The following is a 20,009-nucleotide window of genomic DNA, read 5'->3' on the forward strand; positions in this document are numbered from 1 at the left end:
TTTTCAATCGAGCATTCGAAAATATGGAACACTATGCAATACACGCTCTCAGATCTGCGTTTGTTTTTAGCCATTGCAGAAACACAAAATCTTACCAAAGGCGCTGAAAAGGTATTTCTTGCCCCTTCTACCGCCAGCCATAAAATTAAAACGCTGGAAAGCAATATAGGAACGGTGTTGCTGAATCGCCATGCCAGAGGCATCAGCCTCACTACAGCGGGAGAGATTTTCCTGCGGCATGCCCGCCATACCCTGGCCAATCTCGAACAAATGCATGCTGATCTGATGCCGTTTGCCAAAGGTTTACAAGGACATATTCGCCTGTGGGCTAATACTCACGCTATTCATAGTTATTTGCCTGCCGATCTGGCGGTATTCCTGGGCGCGCATCCGTCGGTGAGCATTGCACTGGAAGAGCACACCAGCGCTGACATTCTTGACGCCGTACAAAAAGGTGATATTGACGCAGGCATTGTAGCCGAGCCCAATGAACCCGGAAACTTAACCCTGCTAGACTACCGCGACGACCGGTTGGTACTGATCACCCCGCTATTACATCCGCTGGCTAACTGTGGTCGTACTACGTTTGCCAATGTACTGCATCATCCGTTTGTCATGCTGCACAACGGCTCAGCTATTCATACTTTTACCATGAACATAGTCTCAGCGCTCGGCCAGCATCTTAACGTACGGGTTCAGGTTAAAAGCTTCGAGGCAGTGTGCAGAATGGTAAGTGCCGGCGTGGGAATAGGCTTGGTGCCGTTTGATGCTATTTCGCAACAACCACACCTGCCCATAGCCATAATTGAATTAGACGAACCATGGGCTAAACGTGCCCTTAAAGTTTGTGTGCGCTCACCAACCCAACTTGGTGGCTTTACCGGATTACTGGTAAATCAACTCACCCGTCAGGTCTGAGCACTGTTCACTAAATTACGACACAGGCTAACTTGCGCGCAACCAAAACAGCGAGCCGTCTACCGATCGCCAGGCTTCTTTTCCGTATTCCAGAATATATAATTCGGCTTCTTCGGCCGAGCCTGGCGAGTACATGCCTTCAAAATGTTTAACCTGCTTTTGTCCAGTCAGGTATTTCACAACGTACTTGTTGGCTTTTAGTAAAGCACGTTTGGCTTTTGCGGCCGCTTCGCCTTTTGGATCGCGGTGATAGGCCAGCAGCGCTTTGCCCCCCAGCACCGGTAGACTGGGTTCATCAAATTGTTTCAATAGGGCTTGAAGTTGATCCCAGCGACCTTTGCATATCAGCATATTGATCAGTGAAAATCGCACGGCCTGGTTGTCGTTTGGATTAAGGCGCAACAGGGTTTGCAGTTCTTCGATTGCCTTATCGGCATTACCATTTTTAAAATTCAGCCCTGCGCGTTTCTGACGTAGCAACATGTAATTACGCGTTTCATGGATCAGCCAAAAATGTCCGGTATTTTGCTCAACAAAACCGGGCCCCATCGCAGCCTCGAATCCTTCCAAAATCGTATCAATCAGGTCAATGACCTTGGGGCTGTCGGTAGCCAGGATCTCGTCGATACTTTCCGACACTTGCTCATCGAAGGCCATTAGCATGGCATTCTCGCCCACAAAATCGTCGTCGAAGTCGGTGTTGTCGTCGTCTAAACCACCAAAGCGCAACACATCGATAAGTTCTTCAAGTGAGCCACCCAGCATGCGACGCTCGAGCAGCGCATGGCGTTCCCACTCATCGCCCGCCCAACGGCAGTAACTTCTAATGTTTTGCCATGAAGTAAACGCCAGTACGCGTTTTTCGCTGTCGGCAAAAATATCAAATTCGTCAGGTGTTAAAATATCGGTTTCGATCCACTCAAAGCTGTCCAGTACACCCAGGCACCACTGGGGCAAGGGTTGCTGTTCCGCCAGTGAGACTTTGATGTCTTTTTTAGACAGTTTGCACTGCGCAGGAATAGTAACACACCGGTTTAACGCCTCATCCATGATCTGGTTATACAGCTGAAACAAGGCATCGTTCAGTTTCAGTTGCGACTCTGATTCAAAGTGAATGTCACCCAAAAGCGCCGGCAACCATTGCGACGGTTTAATTAAGGTTGGCGCACAGGCCAAACCGCAAAAATAACCATGAATGTAATAGTAGCCGGGTTGCTTTTCAGAGAGTTCAGACAGAATAGTCAGCTGTTTGCGCAATGTTTGTGGTGAAAGCATAAAAACGAATTACCCTTGCTGTGATAGCAGTAAGGTATATCAGATACGGGCAGAGGAAAAGTAAAAGCCGGGCAAATGTGCCCGGCGGTTCAAGATTAGAACGAGTAACTTACTCGCACCTGGGCGAATCGCGGCTGTCCGAAGCGGATTTGGCCGTTACCTGCAATGTAGTTGTAGTACTTTTCATCCAACAGATTATTGATGTTAAATTGCACATCAATCTGTTCGCTAACATCGTACCGGGCCATTACGTTTACCAGTGCAACCGCATCCTGCACTGCGCCGCCATCATGTGCTTCTGACATCCAGTTTACCCCGCCACCAATGGTTAGCGCAGGTAATACCGATTCCAGGTTGTAGGTAGAAAACAGTTTGAACTGTCTGCGCGGATAGCTGGTGTTTACATCTGCACCGCTGGCATCTTCGGCTTCAAATACAGACCAGCCAGCGTTGATATGCCAGCCATCAACCGGCTGCCCTACTACTTCAATTTCGAAACCTTTGCTTTCTGTGCCTTTTGCTCCACGCTGGGCAATCGTGCCAGCCGGCGCATCGGGCACATAGTGAACCGTGCCATCGGCATCGATATCGTTTTGCGCCAGGTTATCCTGCTGGATACTGAATACCGACACGGCGGTGTTCAAACGTTCATCCAAAAAGCGGCTCTTTAAACCAAGCTCCACGGTAGCACCGGTTAACGGGTCCAGGTAACGACCGTTGCGATCCATTGCATTTTGCGGCATAAAGATGTCGGTGTAACTGGCGTAGAAACGGTGTTCATCGGTAATGTCGTACAACACACCTGCATATGGGATCACCACGCCATCGTCGCCAAATTCGGTGGCCGTGCCATACGACTGCCCGGTGCGCTCCCAGTCCGCTAAACGCGCACCAGCAATAAGCTTCAGCTCATCATTTACGTGTAAACGCGTTGCGGCATAGTAACCCGTTTGCTTGGTGTCCATGTCCTGGGCAACGGTGTCTGGTGAGTCGGTCCATACCGGCTCAGCCCACTGTGAATTCCATTCAAAGAAGTTATCAATTACCACAGAGTCACTGCTGACAACCGAATAGGTAGACGCCACTGCCGATTGTTCACTATGCAGACTACCCACCACAAATTCATGAGTTTGCCCCCATAGCGGGTAATCGCCCTGAAGCTGAATGTCGACACTGTCTAATACACTGTCACCCTCAGCGCGGTAGGGCCAGGTGTACAGGCCTGCCCCTGTATCTTTATCAAGTGCACCGTAAACATACAACAAACGCACGTCGTCTTTGTTGTAGTCCATGCGGTTGTAATTCACTTTTACCAGCCAGCCATTTGAGAAATGGTGTTGCAGGTTGGCAAACAGATTGCTGTTTGTGGTTTCCCAGCGCGTCCAGTCTGCCGCCGTCGTTACCGACGTATCCCAATCAGTTTGGCTGCCATCGCTGTAAGTTCCCGGTAAGCCGCCCCAGTGATTGCCTTTCGGGACGTTGTGTTGAACGCTGTAGCCCACGCGCAACAGCGTATTGTTGGAAATATCGCCTTCCAACACGCCGTACAGCACGGTTGATTCGTTAGAAAACAGATCCTGGAAAGAGTCGCCCTGCTCGTATTTCGCTACTAGGCGTCCGCGGATAGCACCGTCCATCCCAAGCGAGCCCGCAACATCAGCTGAGACTTCAGCGTTATTCCAACGCCCATAAGCCGCACTCACATAGCCGGTCAGCTCGGTGGCATCCGCATGCTTGCGCACCAGATTAATAGAACCCGAAGGATCGCCTACCCCAGTTAGTAAACCCGTAGAACCACGCACGAACTCTACGCGTTCGTACATGATCACATCGGCAATGGTTTCACCTGAATCTGCCGCTAAACTCCACGGCAATGGCACGCCGTCGATTTGATAAGTGGTAATATCAAACCCACGGGATTGCAGAGTATTACGCACATTATCTACCGCGCGAAAAGACACACCGGTGGCGTTTTGAACCACATCCACTACGGTATCAAGCGCCTGGTCGCGAATGCGTTCTTCGGTAAGTACACTAACTGATTGTGGCGTTTCCTGAAGGGTTAATCCCAAACCTGTTGCGGTATCGATGCGCTCGGTTACCGTGTAATGACCAGTTACCTCAATCGTTTCAATCCCATCATCATTCGATTGAGTAGCGGTTTGTTGTGCTACCGCAGCCATTGGCGCTAATGCCAGTAACAGCGCGGTTGCGATGGGCGCGCGTTGCAAGTTGGGTTTGTTCATTGTGTACTCCGGATTCATTGAACCTGGTCTTTTAGGGCAATCAGTACCACCAGGTGTATGCAATGGATTGTCTGGCCGTTCTGAGAATGTGTAGCCTGGTAAAGTAACCCGTTGCGAAATCACACCAACAGGCACTGGAACATTGTTAATCAGAACGAAACTGCGTTAGACGGTGAAGCTCTGTTGGACTCACCGAACGGTGGGCATAATACAGCAATAAATATCTAAATGATAATTATTTTTATTTACAAAATAAGAAGTAGATCAATACAGTGATGACATTTTCGGATTACAAGCAGCATTAATCCGGGTGATGTACCCAGTCATATTCCATTTGCCGTGCTGTCTTTTCAGCAATGGTCTTGTCGTAGAGAAAGGCAACCAGAGCCAGACTCATATCAATGCCAGCAGAGATACCGGCAGACGTGAAGTACTGATCACTTCGCAGCCACCTTACGTTGCGCTTTACCGTAAGGGAGGGGTAATCCTTTTGCAAATCGTCGCAATCTTCCCAGTGTGTTGTAACATCCCGGCCGTCCAGCAACCCGGCTTGTGCAAGCAAAAATGCGCCGGTACACACCGATGCAACCACCTTTGCCGATTTTGCTGCGTCGGCAATCCAGTCAATAACAGCGGCTTTTTTCACTTCGTGGGTATGCACTCCCCCCACTACCACTAGCACATCTACAGGCGGATGCTCGCTTATGGAAAAATCAGGCTGTACCCGAAATCCGCCCCGGGCATGAACCAAAAACGCCTTTTGTGCCATCAGCGAAACCTTATGCTGCCTGTCCCCGGCTAAAAAGCGGTTCGCGGTTGAAAATACTTCAAACGGGCCGGAAAAATCGAGTACCTCAGCATTGTCGTAGATATAAATACCAATGTGCATTTGCTGTCTCCCTGTAGTGGCATACCGCCATAATACCAATTCGCATGAACGCTGTCTTACGCTGGTTATTTGAATCCTTGCCCGCATTCGTTTCAAATATGAAATCAATCAAACTAATAATTGGTAAGGCAGTTTTATTTTCCAGTTGCACACTGTATTTTGGCCTTACCAATTAACAAAGCAGATACATTATGAAGTCCGTCATTATTGCCGTAGGCATGTTATTGTTCGTTAGCCAAACACTTGCCATGGACCTGTTGCAGAATGCACCAGGCCGCGAGCAAATTCAGTTAAATGGCCAGTGGAATGCCATTGTGGATCCGTTTGATGTGGGTGATAAGCGCCAATTCCAGAACTTCAATGGCACGCCTGCCGCAGATAGGCTGCAGGAATTTAATTTCGACTCGGCCATGAAGCTACAGGTTCCGGGTGACTGGAATACACAAGACGACAAACTATTTTGGTATGAAGGTAGCGTGTGGTACGAAAAAGCATTCTATCATCAGGCTGAGGCTGGCAAACACTATATACTGTACTTCGATGCAGTGAATTATCTGGCCAGTGTTTACCTAAACGGCACGCTGCTTGGCAAACACGAAGGCGGCTTCACTCCCTTTCAGTTCAACGCTACTGACGCACTGAAGGACGGCAAAAACGTACTGGTTGTAAAAGTGAACAACCGTCGCGAACCTGATTTTATCCCCACCATGAGCACCGATTGGTGGAACTACGGCGGTATAACACGCCCGGTTCGTCTGATTGCGCTGCCCCAAACCTACATTCAGGATTACCAATTCACGTATCTGAAAGACGGCAACATTGCGCTATCTGTTACCGTTAGTGGCAGCTCACCCGCCAATCAAACCATTGATGTTGCATTGCCAACGCTTGGGATCACCAAGCGCCTGAAAACCGATGCAACCGGCCAGGCCAGTGTTACGTTCAAAGCCAAACCTCGGTTGTGGACGCCTGAAAGCCCTGCCTTGTATACCGCATCGCTAACCCTTGGCGAGCAAACACTCACCGATAAAATTGGCTTTAGAACCATTGAAGTGTCGGGTGACAAGATAGTGTTAAACGGTAAGCCAGTATTTTTGCGCGGCATTGCTATTCATGAAGAAAAGCCATTCAGTGACGGCAGGGCCTGGAGTGAAGAAGAAGCGCGAATTTTATTGAGCTGGGCCAAAGAGCTAGGCTGCAACTATGTGCGCTTTGCCCACTATCCTCACAATGAAAACATGCTCAGAATTGCCGATGAGTTAGGGTTAATGGTGTGGGCAGAAATCCCGGTTTACTGGGACATTCAGTTCGACAACCCTAACGTACTGGCCAAAGCGAAACAGCAATTTGGCGAGATGTTATTCCGCGATAAAAACCGGGCAGCGGTGATTTTATGGTCCATCGCCAACGAAACCCCGAATACCGAAGTCCGCACCGCATTCCTGACCGAGCTGGCAGACACTGTTCGTAGCACTGATCCAACCCGACTGGTGACCGCGGCCATTAATACACAAACTGCCACTGACAGCGGCCGCATTATCGACGAAGCCTTCGCCGGTGTAGTGGATGTAATAGGCATTAACAGTTATTGCGGCTGGTACTACGACGCGCCGGAAACCTGTGCGCAGTACAAATGGCAGTCGGCTTTCAACAAGCCCATTATCATCAGTGAGTTTGGTGCAGGTGCGTTGCAAGGCTGGCAAGGTGATGAAAACACGTTCTTTTCTGAAGCGTATCAGATGCGGGTATTCAAACAAAACCTGATCATGCTGGATAACATGCCCCATCTGGCTGGTGTGTCACCCTGGTTGCTGAAAGATTTTCGGGCTGCGCGTCGCCCGCTGGCCGGCATACAGGACTACTGGAACAGAAAGGGGCTTCTTAGCGACCAGGGCATCAAAAAGCAGGTATGGTTTATCATGCAAGACTGGTATGCCGAAAAGGCAAAACAATGATCAAAGGTAGGGTGGCTTGACACCCTCTCCAATCCCGGTAAGCTCAATAGATTACTGGGATTGGAATTGTGAAATGAAAGTAGAAGCTGTGAAGGTGCGTCGTTTATATCTGGAAGTAGCGGGGCAAATTGAAACGCTCATCCGCAGCGGCGAAATTAAGCCAGGTGAACGCTTACCTTCAGAACGTGATTTAGCGGCCAGCTTTGAAGTGAGCCGTCCTACCATTCGCGAAGCCATGATTGCACTGGAAATTGCTGGTTTAGTAGAAATACGAACGGGTTCAGGTATTTATGCTCTGCCACTAAAACCAAGCCCTCAATCCATTACCATCGACGACGTACCCGGCCCCTTCGAAGTGCTCGAAGCACGACTCCTGATTGAAACCGAAGCGGTTAGTCTGGCAGCCGCGCGGATCACCAAGGAACAAATCAAAACCCTTGAGCAAGCTTTGAAAACCATGGAAAGTGCTGATGCAACTGAGCTGGAGCGGGAAAAGGCCGACCAGCTGTTTCACTGCACCATTGCAGAAGCCACCAACAACAGCGCACTTAGCTCAACCATCAAGTGGCTATGGGAATTGCGCAATAAGTCGGCATTAAGCCTGACGTTCCACCAGCGGGTACGCGATTTGGGCGTGCATCCCTATGTTGATGAACATCGCAAAATTCTGAATGCATTAAAGCTGCGCGACCCCAATCGGGCCAAAGCAGCTATGCAGAATCATATTTCTCACGCTATTGAACAGGATATGACAGTACTGGAATTGGATTCTGAATAAAAAGAGCCTCAGCGAACACGCGCATTTGTGACGCTGAGGCTTTGCCAAAATTAGTGAGGTGTGATTGCAATTGCAGATACGTTTGGTTCACCTGTCAGTGCAATAAAATCGATAGCCATCACGCCTTCTTTTACTATCACTGTTGCTTCCCTGACATGGGCGTTCAAGCCATCGTTTGCCGCATCGTCTGCACCCAAATTTGCCAGTACAAGTTCATCATTCGCCACTACATTGAAATCGACAGGGGCTTCGTTATTGTTTACAACATAATAAATAGCAACACGGTAGCTGCCGTTATCCAGTGGCAAACGATAACCAAACTCGCCTTTTCGGTAAGTAGCAAACAAATCTCTATCTTCAGTGCCATGAATGTCAGCCAGCACTGGCGGACGCCCCCATCCGCCAGGCTTGTCATAGGAAGCGGCCTGACCGCCTGTAAAGAAATTGTCTGACCCAAAGTAGTTATTCTGCGTTGTAGCAGCCATTTGCGCTCCCGCGTCAATAAAGTACGCGTTGTGCTGCGAAGTATTGAGCTGCCATATTATCGAATCAGAAACCAGTTCCTTGCCGTCGATGTCGAGTCCTACTGCTGTTACGCTGTTTTCGCCCTCAGCTAAGCGAATACTCTCCCAAATACATGTTCGATGAGTGCATTCAGACCGCTGTCCCACACTCTTACCATTGAGATTTAATTCTACCAACGGCGCATTGGAGAAAACTTTGATATCAGCAACCTGATAAGCGCGGTCTTTATAGCGGCGAGACGTAATGTGCACCATGGGTGTATCCGTCCAGTTGGCCTGATAGAAAAAATACGCGTCTTTTTTAATTGCGCGGTCGTAAGTGACTAACCCTTTGGTGTTTATGTCTTGTGAGTCACCTTCGCGCCGGGTCGTAGTGGCAAAGTCAAACGCATTCCAAATCCAGCTGGCCCACACGTAAGGGCGTTGGCTGATGGCCTGCCAATTCACTTCATGTACATAGGTCATGTACTCTTCTGGTTGATTACGTCCCGTTGCTGCCACTGGGCCACCCAGTACGTTATCAGTATGAAACGTGGGTGCACCACCCGCGCCGTACTCAGTTACAGCATAGGGTTGCCCAGGATACTGTTTATGTAGGTCATCAAGATGTGGCCCCAAATCATTCGCATTACCGTAGTACCATCCAAAATAGCGGTTCGCACCCGTTGTTTGTGTGATGGCTGACGTGTCTGGCACATTGGCGCGCTGCCAGGTAGCCACATTGGCACAACAGTTAGCCAGCGTCGACGGGCGGCTGGCATCAAGTAATTCAACTTCTGAGGCCAGTCGCTTTAACAGCGGTACGGGATCAGGGTTTGAGCCTGGAGCACTTTGCACAAACATAGGTACTACGGCACCAAAATCGACTTCGTTCGCAATTCCCCACACGGCTACTGACGGGTGATTAAAGTTTTGCTTCACCATTTCAATAAGTTGCAGGCTTGCATTGTCGGCTATCGCCTTATTCACTTCTTCGTGTTGTTCGCCATAGCGCCACGCCGACACCAGCGGAATTTCATCCCATAACAATAAGCCCAAACGATTAGCAATGTTATGAACCGGCTGCCCGTGAGGATAGTGCGCCAGACGAATAGTGTTCGCCCCCATCTGGGCCATGATCGCCACATCATCCTCTATATCCTGTTCGCTTACCGCCCAACCACGACCTTCTCTGTCCTGATGATACGCTACCCCTTGCAAATGCAGCGGCTTACCATTTAATAACACGCCATCCTCTGCTGTGATGGCAATCGTGCGGATGCCGTAGTCCTGTCTAACCTTGTCGAGTACAGTGCCGTTTGGTTCCTTTATTACTACTTCTAACTGGTAAAGGTAAGGATCATCTGTGCCTTGCCACAGTCTGGGTTGTTGCACGTCCAGCACTTGATTCAGCTCAGCGGTATTGCTATTCGATACAGTGATGACTTGGGAGGTTGTCGCAGTAAGTTCACCACTGGCGTTCAGTAAGTTAACTTCAACCTCTACCGCAGACTCCGAAAGCGAGTGACTCGTTACGCGGCTATTTACGTCAATGCGCGCCGCTTTATCGTTTGCCAAGACGGTTGTTGCATATACGCCAGAGCCGCCAAAGTCCTGCATATCAATGTGAACATCATTGGTAGAAATGAGTCTGACCGGCCGGTAAATACCACCGTGCACAAAGAAATCGCCAGCAATCGGCAGTGTATCTGCGGTATTGGACTCTGCTGTAGGTTTACTGTTGTCTACCCGCACCACTAATATATTCGGTGCGTTATAGGTTACCGCATCGGTTGCATTCAACCGAAACCGGTTAAAACTACCGCGGTGTTCGCCAAGATACTGGCCGTTTAACCAGACTTCTGCTACCCGGCTAACGGCGTCAAATTCCAGCCAGTGGTGTTTACCCTGATTGGCAGCGTCCAGTGAAAACGCCGTTCTGTATATACCGACGCCTTGTTCAACATTGATATTTTGTTGGGTATGAATATGCGGGCTGGCGCTATCCAGGTAATACCCCACCCGATTCCAGCTGTGTGGAACAGACACCTGCTGCCACTGTGAGGCGTCAAAGCCCGGTGCATAGATATCGGCAGGAAGGTCAGCAGAAAATTGAAAGCGCCACGGTTGGTCCAGTGCGACTTCATTTCTCACGGAGTGGTTACTTACACTCCCTGACACCACATGATTTTCGGTACTGCATCCAAACAGCGCAATAATGGCCAAGCACAAGGTTGCCTTTATACGTTCTCTCATTTATCCCCCGAGCACAAAAAACAATGCAGCAGTTATAGTAAACTGCTGCATGAACACGAATTGATTCGATTAAAACTGGTAAGACACATTCACGCCAACATAACGAAGTGCGCCACGCGACCAGCGTTTTGATAATGCCGTTTCACCCTGAAAGCGTTCTTCAAAGTTGCTGTATCCCATAGAGTAATGTTCATCGAACAAGTTATTGGCAAATACCGTTATTTTGTATTTATCCTGATTATCAACAATACCGAACCCCAGATTGCCTATGCCATAGGCGTCTTGCTTATTCAACGGATCGCCATATAAGTCGAAGCTTACATCGTCCTGCCATTGGTAGTTAGCTTGTGCAAACCAACTAAAGTCAAAGCTATCGGCTGGCTGTTCCCAATACATCGCCAGATTGTATTTTAAGTCAGGCGAGTTATTCAGATCGTTGCCGGAAAGGTCCTGAACATTCAGGCCGCCCGGGCCAGCACCAACCATACAACCCGTGTCTTCAGTTTGCCCACCGTAACACGGCGCATTTACGAATGATTCAATGGTGGCACGCGTATAAGCAACCGACGCATCAATACGCAACGCATCGGTAGCCTGATACGAAAACTCAGCCTCGATACCCTTTGTTTGCAGCTCGCCTACGTTGTTCAGCGCAAAGATTGGCGTGCCATTTTCGTCTGTGCGTGCACCTTGCGCCTGGTAATCATCGAAATTCGTTAAAAATGCCACAATGTCGTAGCTGAAATTTCTTGAGTCGGTGAAGCCTTTGATGCCGATTTCATAAGACACCGAAGTTTCCTCGCCCACAGGCGAGTCAGCATCATATTGCGTAAAACCAGATGCAACATCATAGGCCTGACCTTTATACCCGGTACTTACCGCGCCATAAACCATAGTGCCGTTCTGAAGAAAATGACGCAGCGACACCTTACCAGTAACGGCATTTTGCGAATCATCCCCCTGATACCGCACCGGTTCAGTGGGATTTAGCGCAAATCCGTTACCGTAGTAGTCGGTAAAATCAACGCTGATTTTTTCGTGATTTAAGCGCAGCCCTACATCAATGAAGGTGTCGGAGGCAATTTCTACAGAGCCTTGTCCAAACAGCGCGGTACTCGTAGATTCTGCTTCAGCTTCCCATTTGTTTAGCACAAACAGCAATGGCTTTCTGTCGAAATCACGGAACACAGACTGATCGCTGTAAAACAATCCTAAAATGAATTCCAGGCTTTCAGACGGCGTGCCGGTAAGACGAATTTCCTGAGTAAAGGCTTCAGCGTCAATATACGCATCCTGCACTACCTGTGGCCCGCCGAGTCCCAACGGGTCAAATCTGCCCAGTAAAAATGGTGGGAATGCCTCTTCCAGTGGTACATCGGTCAGGTCTTCATCTGATACCGATACCTGCTCAAACTGTTGGAAACTCGACACTGAAGTGAGAACAAGACTATCGCTGAGTAAGTAATTAAACTTTGCCACCGCCAGTGTTTGGTCGGTTTCATATTCGTTGTCGGTATCTCTGCGTACCGTCAGGTTGTCTTCCGACGCAATTTCGCCTTCTCCAGCGACACCATTTCCGGTTTCCACCCACACTGGCACATTGCTGCCCGTTTGGTGGGACACATCATAAATAAGCGTTGCGTCCAGGTTGTCACTGGCATACCACTGGAGTTTTCCGCGCACGCCATAACTTTCTTCGCCATTGAGTTTGCTACCCGTGGTTAGATTAGTAATATAGCCTTCGCGATCCTTGTAGTACCCATTAATACGGTAGTTCACATCGTCAGACATAGGGCCAGATAGCATAATTTGACCCTTGCGTTCATTGTCGCTTGTAGCACCAAGTTCAATTCGCCCTTCAAAATCTGACGACGCCGCTTTTGTAAGCACGTTAACAACACCTGCTGAGGCATTCTTACCGAACAGCGTTCCCTGTGGGCCACGCAATACTTCAACCTGCTGAATATCAGACAGATTGTTAAACGCTTGAGCAGCCATCATTAAGGGCACTTCATCCACCACTACCGCAACACTGGATTCAACGGCAATACTGTAAGCGGCCGTCCCCACCCCCCGCATGCGAATGGTGTTTACCTGAGGTTCCCCACCGTGCTCTACGGTAAGTGACGGGGAAACACGGGTAACGTCATCGAAGTTCTTAACGTCTAATCGCTCCAACGCGTTTTCGCCCAGCACGGAAACCGCAACGGGGATATCCTGCTGTGCCTGAGCACGCTTTTGGGCCTTTACTTCAATTACTTCAAGCTCCTGAGCCGATACCTGGCCTGCAGAAGCAATCCCGGCTGCAATCGATATGGCTAAAAGCGTTAATTTATTTTTGTGTAGGGTCATCATAGGTGTTGTCTCACTCAGTACGCTTAAACTGGAATATTGAGCAACTGGCTTTACCAGCAGCAATTTGGTAAGGCCAATATACGTAAATAAAAAATTGGTTCAACGTTCTGTTAACAACTTTTTAAAGTGAACAGCTACGACATGTGAAAAAATAAATAAAAAACCAACAAAAACAATTGAATAATGATATCTCCAATATTTAGATAGCACCTATCTAAATATGAAATAGTTAAGTTTTGAACCATTTTTTAAGATAAAAACGTAAATATGTTGATCGTAGCATTGTTATATGCAAGCATTTTGGACTGACCACTATACCAAAAACTCACCAGGTGATTATTATGCAGGAAACATGGCGCTGGTTCGGACCAACCGACACCATTACTTTACGGCAAATCCGGCAAGCCGGCGCAACCGGGATCGTTACGTCGTTACATGAAATCCCTACCGGCGAAGTCTGGCCGCTGGCATTGATTCAGTCGCGTAGAGCTGAAATTGAAGCAGCCGGCATGAATTGGTCTGTAGTAGAAAGCGTACCTTTGCATAACGATATTAAAACCCGCACGGGCGACTACCTTCGACACATCGACAATTATCAACAAACCCTGCGCAACTTAGGCAAAGCCGGCATTGATACCGTTTGCTACAACTTTATGCCGGTGGTGGACTGGACACGCACAAACCTGAGTTATCAGTTACCCAATGCCTCTCAGGCGCTGCGTTTTGAAATGACCGACTTTATTGCCTACGACGTGTTTATGCTGCAACGCGACAACGCAGCGCAAGACTACAATCAAACCCAGCTGGATACTGCCAAAGCGCGCTTTGAAGCGCTGTCGCCCACCGAACGCGAATTGCTAGAGAAGAATATCATTGCAGGCTTACCAGGCGGTGAAGGCTCTTATGACCGCGAGGGCATTCGCAAAGCCATTGCTCAGTTTATTGCACTGGGTACCGAAGGCTACCGTCAGCATCTGTTCGCCTTTCTGAAAGCGATTATTCCTGTAGCAGAAGAAGCCGGTGTGAAAATGTGTATTCATCCTGATGATCCACCGTTTTCGCTATTTGGCTTGCCTCGTGTGGTGTCGACTGCCAGCGACGCAAGAGCCATTCTTGAAGCCGTAAAAAGCCCTGCCAATGGCTTAACCTTATGTGCGGGATCGTTTGGTGCACGGGCTGACAACGACCTGGTTGATATGGTACGCGCATTTGGCCCCAGTATTTTCTTTGTGCATTTGCGTAATGTGAAGCGCGAGCCCGATGGTTCGTTTTATGAATCAGACCACCTCGATGGCGACAACGACATGATTGGCCTGATCAACGCCCTGTTGGACGAGGAAACGAACCGGGGTAAGCGCAATAGTATTCCCATGCGCCCGGACCACGGCCATTTAATGGATGAAGAAATGAATAAGCCCGGCGTACGCCCAGGCTATTCCTATGCTGGCAGAATGAAATCGCTGGCTGAATTGCGTGGTGTCATTCACGTGCTAGAGCGCCTGCGAGCAAGTTGACCCTACCAAACAGAAGCGAGCGTATTCATTGTACTGTCTCATCACTTGGCAGAGTTCAGTACAATTAGCTCGCTTCTGTTTGTATCTTTCGATGCATTTATCCCCATGTTCTTTTCCATAACAGACAATATGTCATCCAACTCCTGCATTTTAAATCGGGCGACGATTTTCAAATTTTTCAGCGATTCATCCTTTATCACAAATTGCTTGCCGGTGTAACGTTCCAGTTGCGATATTACGTCGGTCAGCGGTTCACCATTAAATGTAATAATGCCTTCCCGCCACGACAGTGACATAGCCATCTGCACCTCATCCATTTGCGACTTCATCACCGCTGTTGGCAAGTGCGTATCAACCCTAATTTGCAGTCTTTCTCCTTTTACAACCTGAACGGTTTGCTCGCTATTTACCGATGAGTGGGTGATGTCAGTGTCTGATCCAGGAAACGACGTCGCAACAGCAGCTTTTACTTTTCCATCGGTTACAATCAGTTCGACATCTGACTCATGCATTGCCACATTAAACGCCGTACCCACCGCTTCAAACCGTTGATTCCCTGCATTCACAAACAGTGGCCGACTCGGGTTGTGCTTAACTTCGATGTGTAATTCGCCTCTTGTAAGCACAATCTCCCGGCTTTGTGCGGTATACCGCACTAACACAGACGAATTTGAGTTTAATGTAAGCACTGAACCGTCCTGGAGCTGCTTTTTTACAGACGTGGCTATTGGCGCGTCAACCTGCAGAGAATAAAGGTAAGGTGATGCGTCAGTGACTTCGGTGTCAGAAAGATAGGAGACCCCAATATATCCCAGGGGCAACATTACTAAACAAAACAGTACCGCTGAAGCCAGTGCTGACCAGCTATGAAATCGAACTCCGCCCTTGCGCCGCTGTAGTGGAAAGACTTCTGCCAACGACGATAAAACCTCGGCTTCATCCAGTGTATGGCGCATTTGCTCAAATACGTCTGCGTGTCTGCCTGAACGACTTTTCCACTGCTCAAATTCTGCCAACTGAGCCTGCGTGAGACCGTCATCCATTTTAACTAACCAGGCAGCAGCTTCCTGCATAATGGTCTCATTAGCGTACAGGTTAACCACGTTACTATCGTTACTTTCCACTGGATTTACCTTTTTCTCTGCTGACGTCCTGGCATTTACCCACCTCTGTGCGCTGCTGTTCTACCGATTGATAAAATTTTACGTATGCTCTTTGCAACTGCACTTCAACCGTGCGAGTACTGATACCCAGTTCAGTAGCGATTTCTCGCGCTTTCAAACCATAGACTTTCTTTAACACAAAAATCTTCCGGCACTGAGGAGGCAATTGCTTAACTGATTCGCAGAAATGCAGAAACTGTTGCTGTGCTTTAACGCCGTGGTAAGTCGTATCGCCCGACGCAAAATGCGCATCATCAGTTTCTTCCACCGATTGCATACGGCTAACATGTGGTTTACGCAGATAATCAAGTGCAAGGTTTTTAGCTACGGTAAACACAAAGCCGTCAGTAACGGGCGATGAAGCTTGCTCCTGATGGCTTTGCCACACTTTAACGTAAGCGTCCTGCACAATATCTTCCACGTCATCCGCAGACACAAATTGCGATAAAAATACCTTTAGCTTTACTCGCAATCGTTGCAGTTGCAGTAAAACCTTATTGTTATCATTCATAGGTTCGGTACAGAGTTTTTTTACGTTAACGTTTTAAGTTTAGAAAAATACTTACTCGTTGATGTAAAAAATTAAAAAAATCTACACCCACACGCATTTTGTTACCAGAACGTTAACAGTTCTTGATTTACGTGCCATTTACGGCAAACATACCCCAGAAGGACTTACCCTTGTGATTAATTTTGATTATTTATGAACAATATGAAATTAAAGCAAAACACTGATAAATAATAAAATTAAGATATTTAAATCAAAATAAAAGTAATAAAAAATTAAAAATTTGTAAAATGTTTGTACGTATTTTTTTGAATTTGACTCGTTTACTTCCTACACAACGGCAGTTAGCCATTGTTGTGTGCAGTGTCGTGCTGTGTGGACAGATCCCATACAGCTACGGGCAATCATCAGCAGCACTTTACGATGAGCACCGTAAATTTGACATTGCGGGCGGAGACGCAGCACAAACATTGTTGTTATATGCAGTACAAGCAGATGTTACTTTTGGTTTGGCACTCTCTTCGGTGTCGGGGGTAAAAACAAATCCGGTTTCCGGGTTTTACTCGCCGAGCAAAGCACTCGAATTGTTGTTAGCTAATACGCCGCTTGTTGCGCATATCAACAATAAAAAACAGCTGATTCTCCTCAATAACGCTCCCGGAAATGAAGCAGAAGACATGAAAGAATCACAATTTAAAAAAGGACTCATTGCAACCGCATTGAGCGCCATCAGTATTGGCGTAACAGCACAAGACGTTGAATCAGCAGACACCCAGGAACAGGCAGCCACTGTTGTTGAAACCATTGAAGTAAGAGGGATCCGACAAAGTCTAGCCAAATCCATCTCCATTAAGAAAGAAAATACAGCCATGGTAGATGCCGTTGTGGCTGAAGATATTGGTAAATTTCCCGATGCAAATATTGCCGAATCACTACAGCGCATCCCGGGTGTTTACCTTGAGCGCGATGGTGCCAGCAATGAAGGCAACCGAATTACGATTCGCGGTCTGGATTCATCTTATGCGGTTACCACCATCAATGGCGCTCCGGTTCATACCACGTCCAGCATGAATGTGGGCACATCCACCCGCGATTTTAACTACGATGTATTCCCTTCCGAGTTATTTGGCCAGGTAAACGTCTATAAGAGCAGCATGGCGGAACTAACAGAAGGCGGAATTGGTGGCACAGTTGATCTGCAAACACCTCGCCCTTTCGATGGCAAAGGTGAAGAAACTGGCCGATATTCGGTTAGTGCAGGCTACAACGATGCTTCGGAGTCGTTTAACCCGAAATTGTCTGCGCTGTACAGCAACACCTGGGATAATTTTGGTGCCCTATTTGGCATTGCTTATGCCAGCAGCGTGAATACCCGCTCAGGATACGAAACCACCGGGCAATACAACACCAACGCGTTAGGCAAGGAAAGAAAAGGCACCTTCAGGTTTAACATCGATTACGATGATCCAAGAGTTAACCTGGGAGACCTTACCCAGGAGCAGGTCGACAATGCCTTTTTACCCCGTTTTCACCGCGCATACGCATCTGAAAACACGCGCGAAAGATTATCCTCTGTTATTTCACTACAATACATGGGAGACGATTTTGAAGTTAGCCTGGACACCTTGCTAGCTAACCTCACCGACCAACGCGACGAGTATACGTTCGGAGTTGCTATTCGCAATTCGGGCCAGAATGGTGTGCCTGGTATTGTGCCAATGGATGTGTTTATAGACGAAAATAACAACCTGTTCGGCACATTTGGCAACACTACCTATTTTGCAGAGAGCTTTCCCTACGATAGCCAGACCGATTTTTACAGCGTTAACTTACGCGGTCAGTATTTCCTGAATGAGGATATTACGATAAAAGGTCAGCTAACACGGTCTCAAAGCAAAGCAGAGCTATACCGCAATAAAGTGTTCAATATTGCCGATGGCGTAACTTCCGTTATCGATTCTTCACAGAATACTGTTTATCCGGTTCTCACCTATGACCGTGATTTCACCGATCCAACCGCGTGGAACAACATGGTAGATATCGGTTTCCTGCAAAATAATGAGAAAGACGAAGACGTACTGGCGTCGCTTCAGGTGCAATGGAATTTTGATGCGGGTGATTGGTATGGCAATGTTAAGTTTGGTGTCAGCCAGGCCACCTCAACGAAAACAAGTACCAGCAAAAACGGCACATCAGCTGCAAAATCACAGATTTTGTCGAATGGTAAATCTTTCAACGACATGAGTTTATCTGAACTGGTGGGGTTAATGGACAACAGCATGCCAATCAGTCCATTTGCGCAGAAAGCGGGCGAAGGTTTCCCAACGACCTGGTCAAGCTATTCACGCAACACCATAGAGTCATTCTTCATGCCTTACCAGGCGTTATCACAAACCGATATCGACTTTAACAGCTCGTTTGAGGCAGAAGAAAAAGTATCGTCTGTATTCATTCAAACCGATCTTCGTACCGACATATTTGACCGTGCTTTTAAGGCCAATCTGGGAGTTCGCCTGTCTGATACAGATGTAACAGCAAACAACTATACGCTTGATGGTAATACTTACATTCCAAATGTCACATCGGGTGGATACTCAACTGTGTTGCCTTCTGTGAATATGGCCTATGACCTCACCGATGAGCTGGAATTACGCGCCGCGATTGGCAAAACCATCACCCGCGTAGGGTTAAACAGAATTGCAGCTAACGTGCTTATTGCCGATCCATTTAAAGCCGTGGCCACAGCAGGTAACCCGGATCTTACCCCTGAAGAATCACTGTCTAAAGATGTGTCATTAAGCTGGTATTTTTCTGAAGGCGGATTACTTTCTGCTGGCTTATTCTGGAAGACAATTCAGGATCAGCCCGTTGAAAGTAGTACTCTGGTAACGTTTGAGTCTTTAAAATTACCAGAAACGGCATTAGGGCCTATTTTTATTGATCCTAACACCGGCAAGATCCCACCCAATCTGGACATTGTATTAAACAGCTACGAAAACGGCGCAGAACAAAAACTGAGTGGGTTTGAAATTGCCTATCAGCAAAACTTCACGTTTTTACCTGCTCCTTTCAACAATTTAGGCACCATTGCAAGTTATACCAATGTAGACACCAAATCTGCCAACTGGGTAGCCAACAACGGTGATGTTTACAATATCCCGACGGTTCCTAAATACGGCTACACACTGGCAACCTACTATGAAGATGGTCCCATTGCGTTAAGAGTATCCTATGCCTTCAAGAGTGAAAAATACGTTGATCCGCTCAACCGTGGAAACGACCTAAACCGCGTACAGGCCAGTATTGGCTACCTGGACGCCAGCATAGGCTACAAAGTGAGCGAGGACGTGGAATTGCGTTTTGAAGCAACCAACTTAAGCGATGCGCTGGAATACCAGTATTACCCCAACCCAGCCGGACTATACGGAGACGGGAAGTCGCGTAAAAACGCAGCTTACTACAGCGGCCGTACCTTTACGTTAGGCTTACGTGGCGCGTTTTAATCGCACCCGGTAATGTAAATAACGTTCTACTATTATCCGAATAAAAACGGTTCATTGTGATTGCACTGTTCAGGGTTCGCCCTGGCAGTGCTTTTTTGTGTTTACTATGCGCCACAGTTCCAAATATTAACATTTCATTAAAGTTT

12 protein-coding genes are annotated in these 20,009 nt (G+C 47.9%); 5 read left to right on the forward strand and 7 right to left on the reverse strand.

Features of this window, described 5'->3' with window-relative positions:
- Positions 1 to 33: 33 nt before the first annotated feature.
- Complete coding sequence (locus tag FJ444_RS10890; RefSeq protein ID WP_140958307.1) at positions 34 to 918, forward strand: LysR family transcriptional regulator; 885 nt, start codon at positions 34 to 36, stop codon at positions 916 to 918.
- Between the two features lie 27 nt (positions 919 to 945).
- Here FJ444_RS10890 and FJ444_RS10895 read toward each other — a convergent pair whose 3' ends face one another.
- The 3 genes from FJ444_RS10895 to FJ444_RS10905 form a co-directional block, all read right to left on the reverse strand.
- Positions 946 to 2,193 (reverse strand): UPF0149 family protein, encoded by a 1,248-nt coding sequence (locus tag FJ444_RS10895; RefSeq protein ID WP_140958308.1) that lies wholly within the window; start codon positions 2,191 to 2,193, stop codon positions 946 to 948.
- Positions 2,194 to 2,288: 95 nt separating this feature from the next.
- Positions 2,289 to 4,439, reverse strand: coding sequence for a TonB-dependent siderophore receptor (locus FJ444_RS10900; RefSeq protein ID WP_181405132.1), 2,151 nt, complete (start codon positions 4,437 to 4,439; stop codon positions 2,289 to 2,291).
- 301 nt (positions 4,440 to 4,740) lie between these two features.
- Positions 4,741 to 5,328, reverse strand: a complete 588-nt coding sequence (locus FJ444_RS10905) for a DJ-1/PfpI family protein (protein WP_140958310.1) — start codon at positions 5,326 to 5,328, stop codon at positions 4,741 to 4,743.
- A 191-nt stretch (positions 5,329 to 5,519) separates the two neighbouring features.
- On the opposite strand from FJ444_RS10905, the gene FJ444_RS10910 reads away from it, so the two are divergent.
- A complete protein-coding gene (locus tag FJ444_RS10910) occupies positions 5,520 to 7,283 on the forward strand; it encodes a glycoside hydrolase family 2 protein (RefSeq protein WP_140958311.1) in 1,764 nt (587 codons plus the stop codon).
- Positions 7,284 to 7,356: 73 nt separating this feature from the next.
- The gene (locus FJ444_RS10915) at positions 7,357 to 8,061 is read left to right on the forward strand and encodes a FadR/GntR family transcriptional regulator (protein WP_140958312.1); all 705 of its coding nucleotides are present in this window, start codon (positions 7,357 to 7,359) and stop codon (positions 8,059 to 8,061) included.
- A gap of 50 nt (positions 8,062 to 8,111) precedes the next feature.
- On the opposite strand, the gene FJ444_RS10920 is transcribed toward FJ444_RS10915, so the two are convergent.
- Both FJ444_RS10920 and FJ444_RS10925 read right to left on the reverse strand, forming a co-directional pair.
- Positions 8,112 to 10,820: a glycoside hydrolase family 2 TIM barrel-domain containing protein gene (locus FJ444_RS10920; protein WP_140958313.1), complete on the reverse strand. Its 2,709-nt coding sequence runs from the start codon at positions 10,818 to 10,820 to the stop codon at positions 8,112 to 8,114.
- 69 nt (positions 10,821 to 10,889) lie between these two features.
- Positions 10,890 to 13,175, reverse strand: coding sequence for a TonB-dependent receptor (locus tag FJ444_RS10925; protein ID WP_140958314.1), 2,286 nt, complete (start codon positions 13,173 to 13,175; stop codon positions 10,890 to 10,892).
- Between the two features lie 341 nt (positions 13,176 to 13,516).
- On the opposite strand from FJ444_RS10925, the gene uxuA reads away from it, so the two are divergent.
- Complete coding sequence (gene uxuA, locus FJ444_RS10930) at positions 13,517 to 14,689, forward strand: mannonate dehydratase (RefSeq protein WP_140958315.1); 1,173 nt, start codon at positions 13,517 to 13,519, stop codon at positions 14,687 to 14,689.
- 41 nt (positions 14,690 to 14,730) lie between these two features.
- On the opposite strand, the gene FJ444_RS10935 is transcribed toward uxuA, so the two are convergent.
- Both FJ444_RS10935 and FJ444_RS10940 read right to left on the reverse strand, forming a co-directional pair.
- Complete coding sequence (locus FJ444_RS10935; RefSeq protein ID WP_140958316.1) at positions 14,731 to 15,813, reverse strand: FecR domain-containing protein; 1,083 nt, start codon at positions 15,811 to 15,813, stop codon at positions 14,731 to 14,733.
- Entirely contained in the window at positions 15,803 to 16,363 is a 561-nt protein-coding gene (locus tag FJ444_RS10940; RefSeq protein ID WP_140958317.1) for an RNA polymerase sigma factor, read from the reverse strand. The genes FJ444_RS10935 and FJ444_RS10940 overlap by 11 nt, the downstream gene beginning before the upstream one ends.
- Positions 16,364 to 16,668: 305 nt before the next feature.
- Between FJ444_RS10940 and FJ444_RS10945 the strand changes: the two genes are divergently transcribed.
- Positions 16,669 to 19,863, forward strand: coding sequence for a TonB-dependent receptor (locus FJ444_RS10945; RefSeq protein WP_181405133.1), 3,195 nt, complete (start codon positions 16,669 to 16,671; stop codon positions 19,861 to 19,863).
- Positions 19,864 to 20,009: the final 146 nt, after the last annotated feature.

Origin of the sequence: Aestuariibacter sp. GS-14 (assembly GCF_006494365.1) — a bacterium.
Taxonomy (GTDB): Bacteria; Pseudomonadota; Gammaproteobacteria; order Enterobacterales; family Alteromonadaceae; genus Alteromonas; species Alteromonas mangrovi.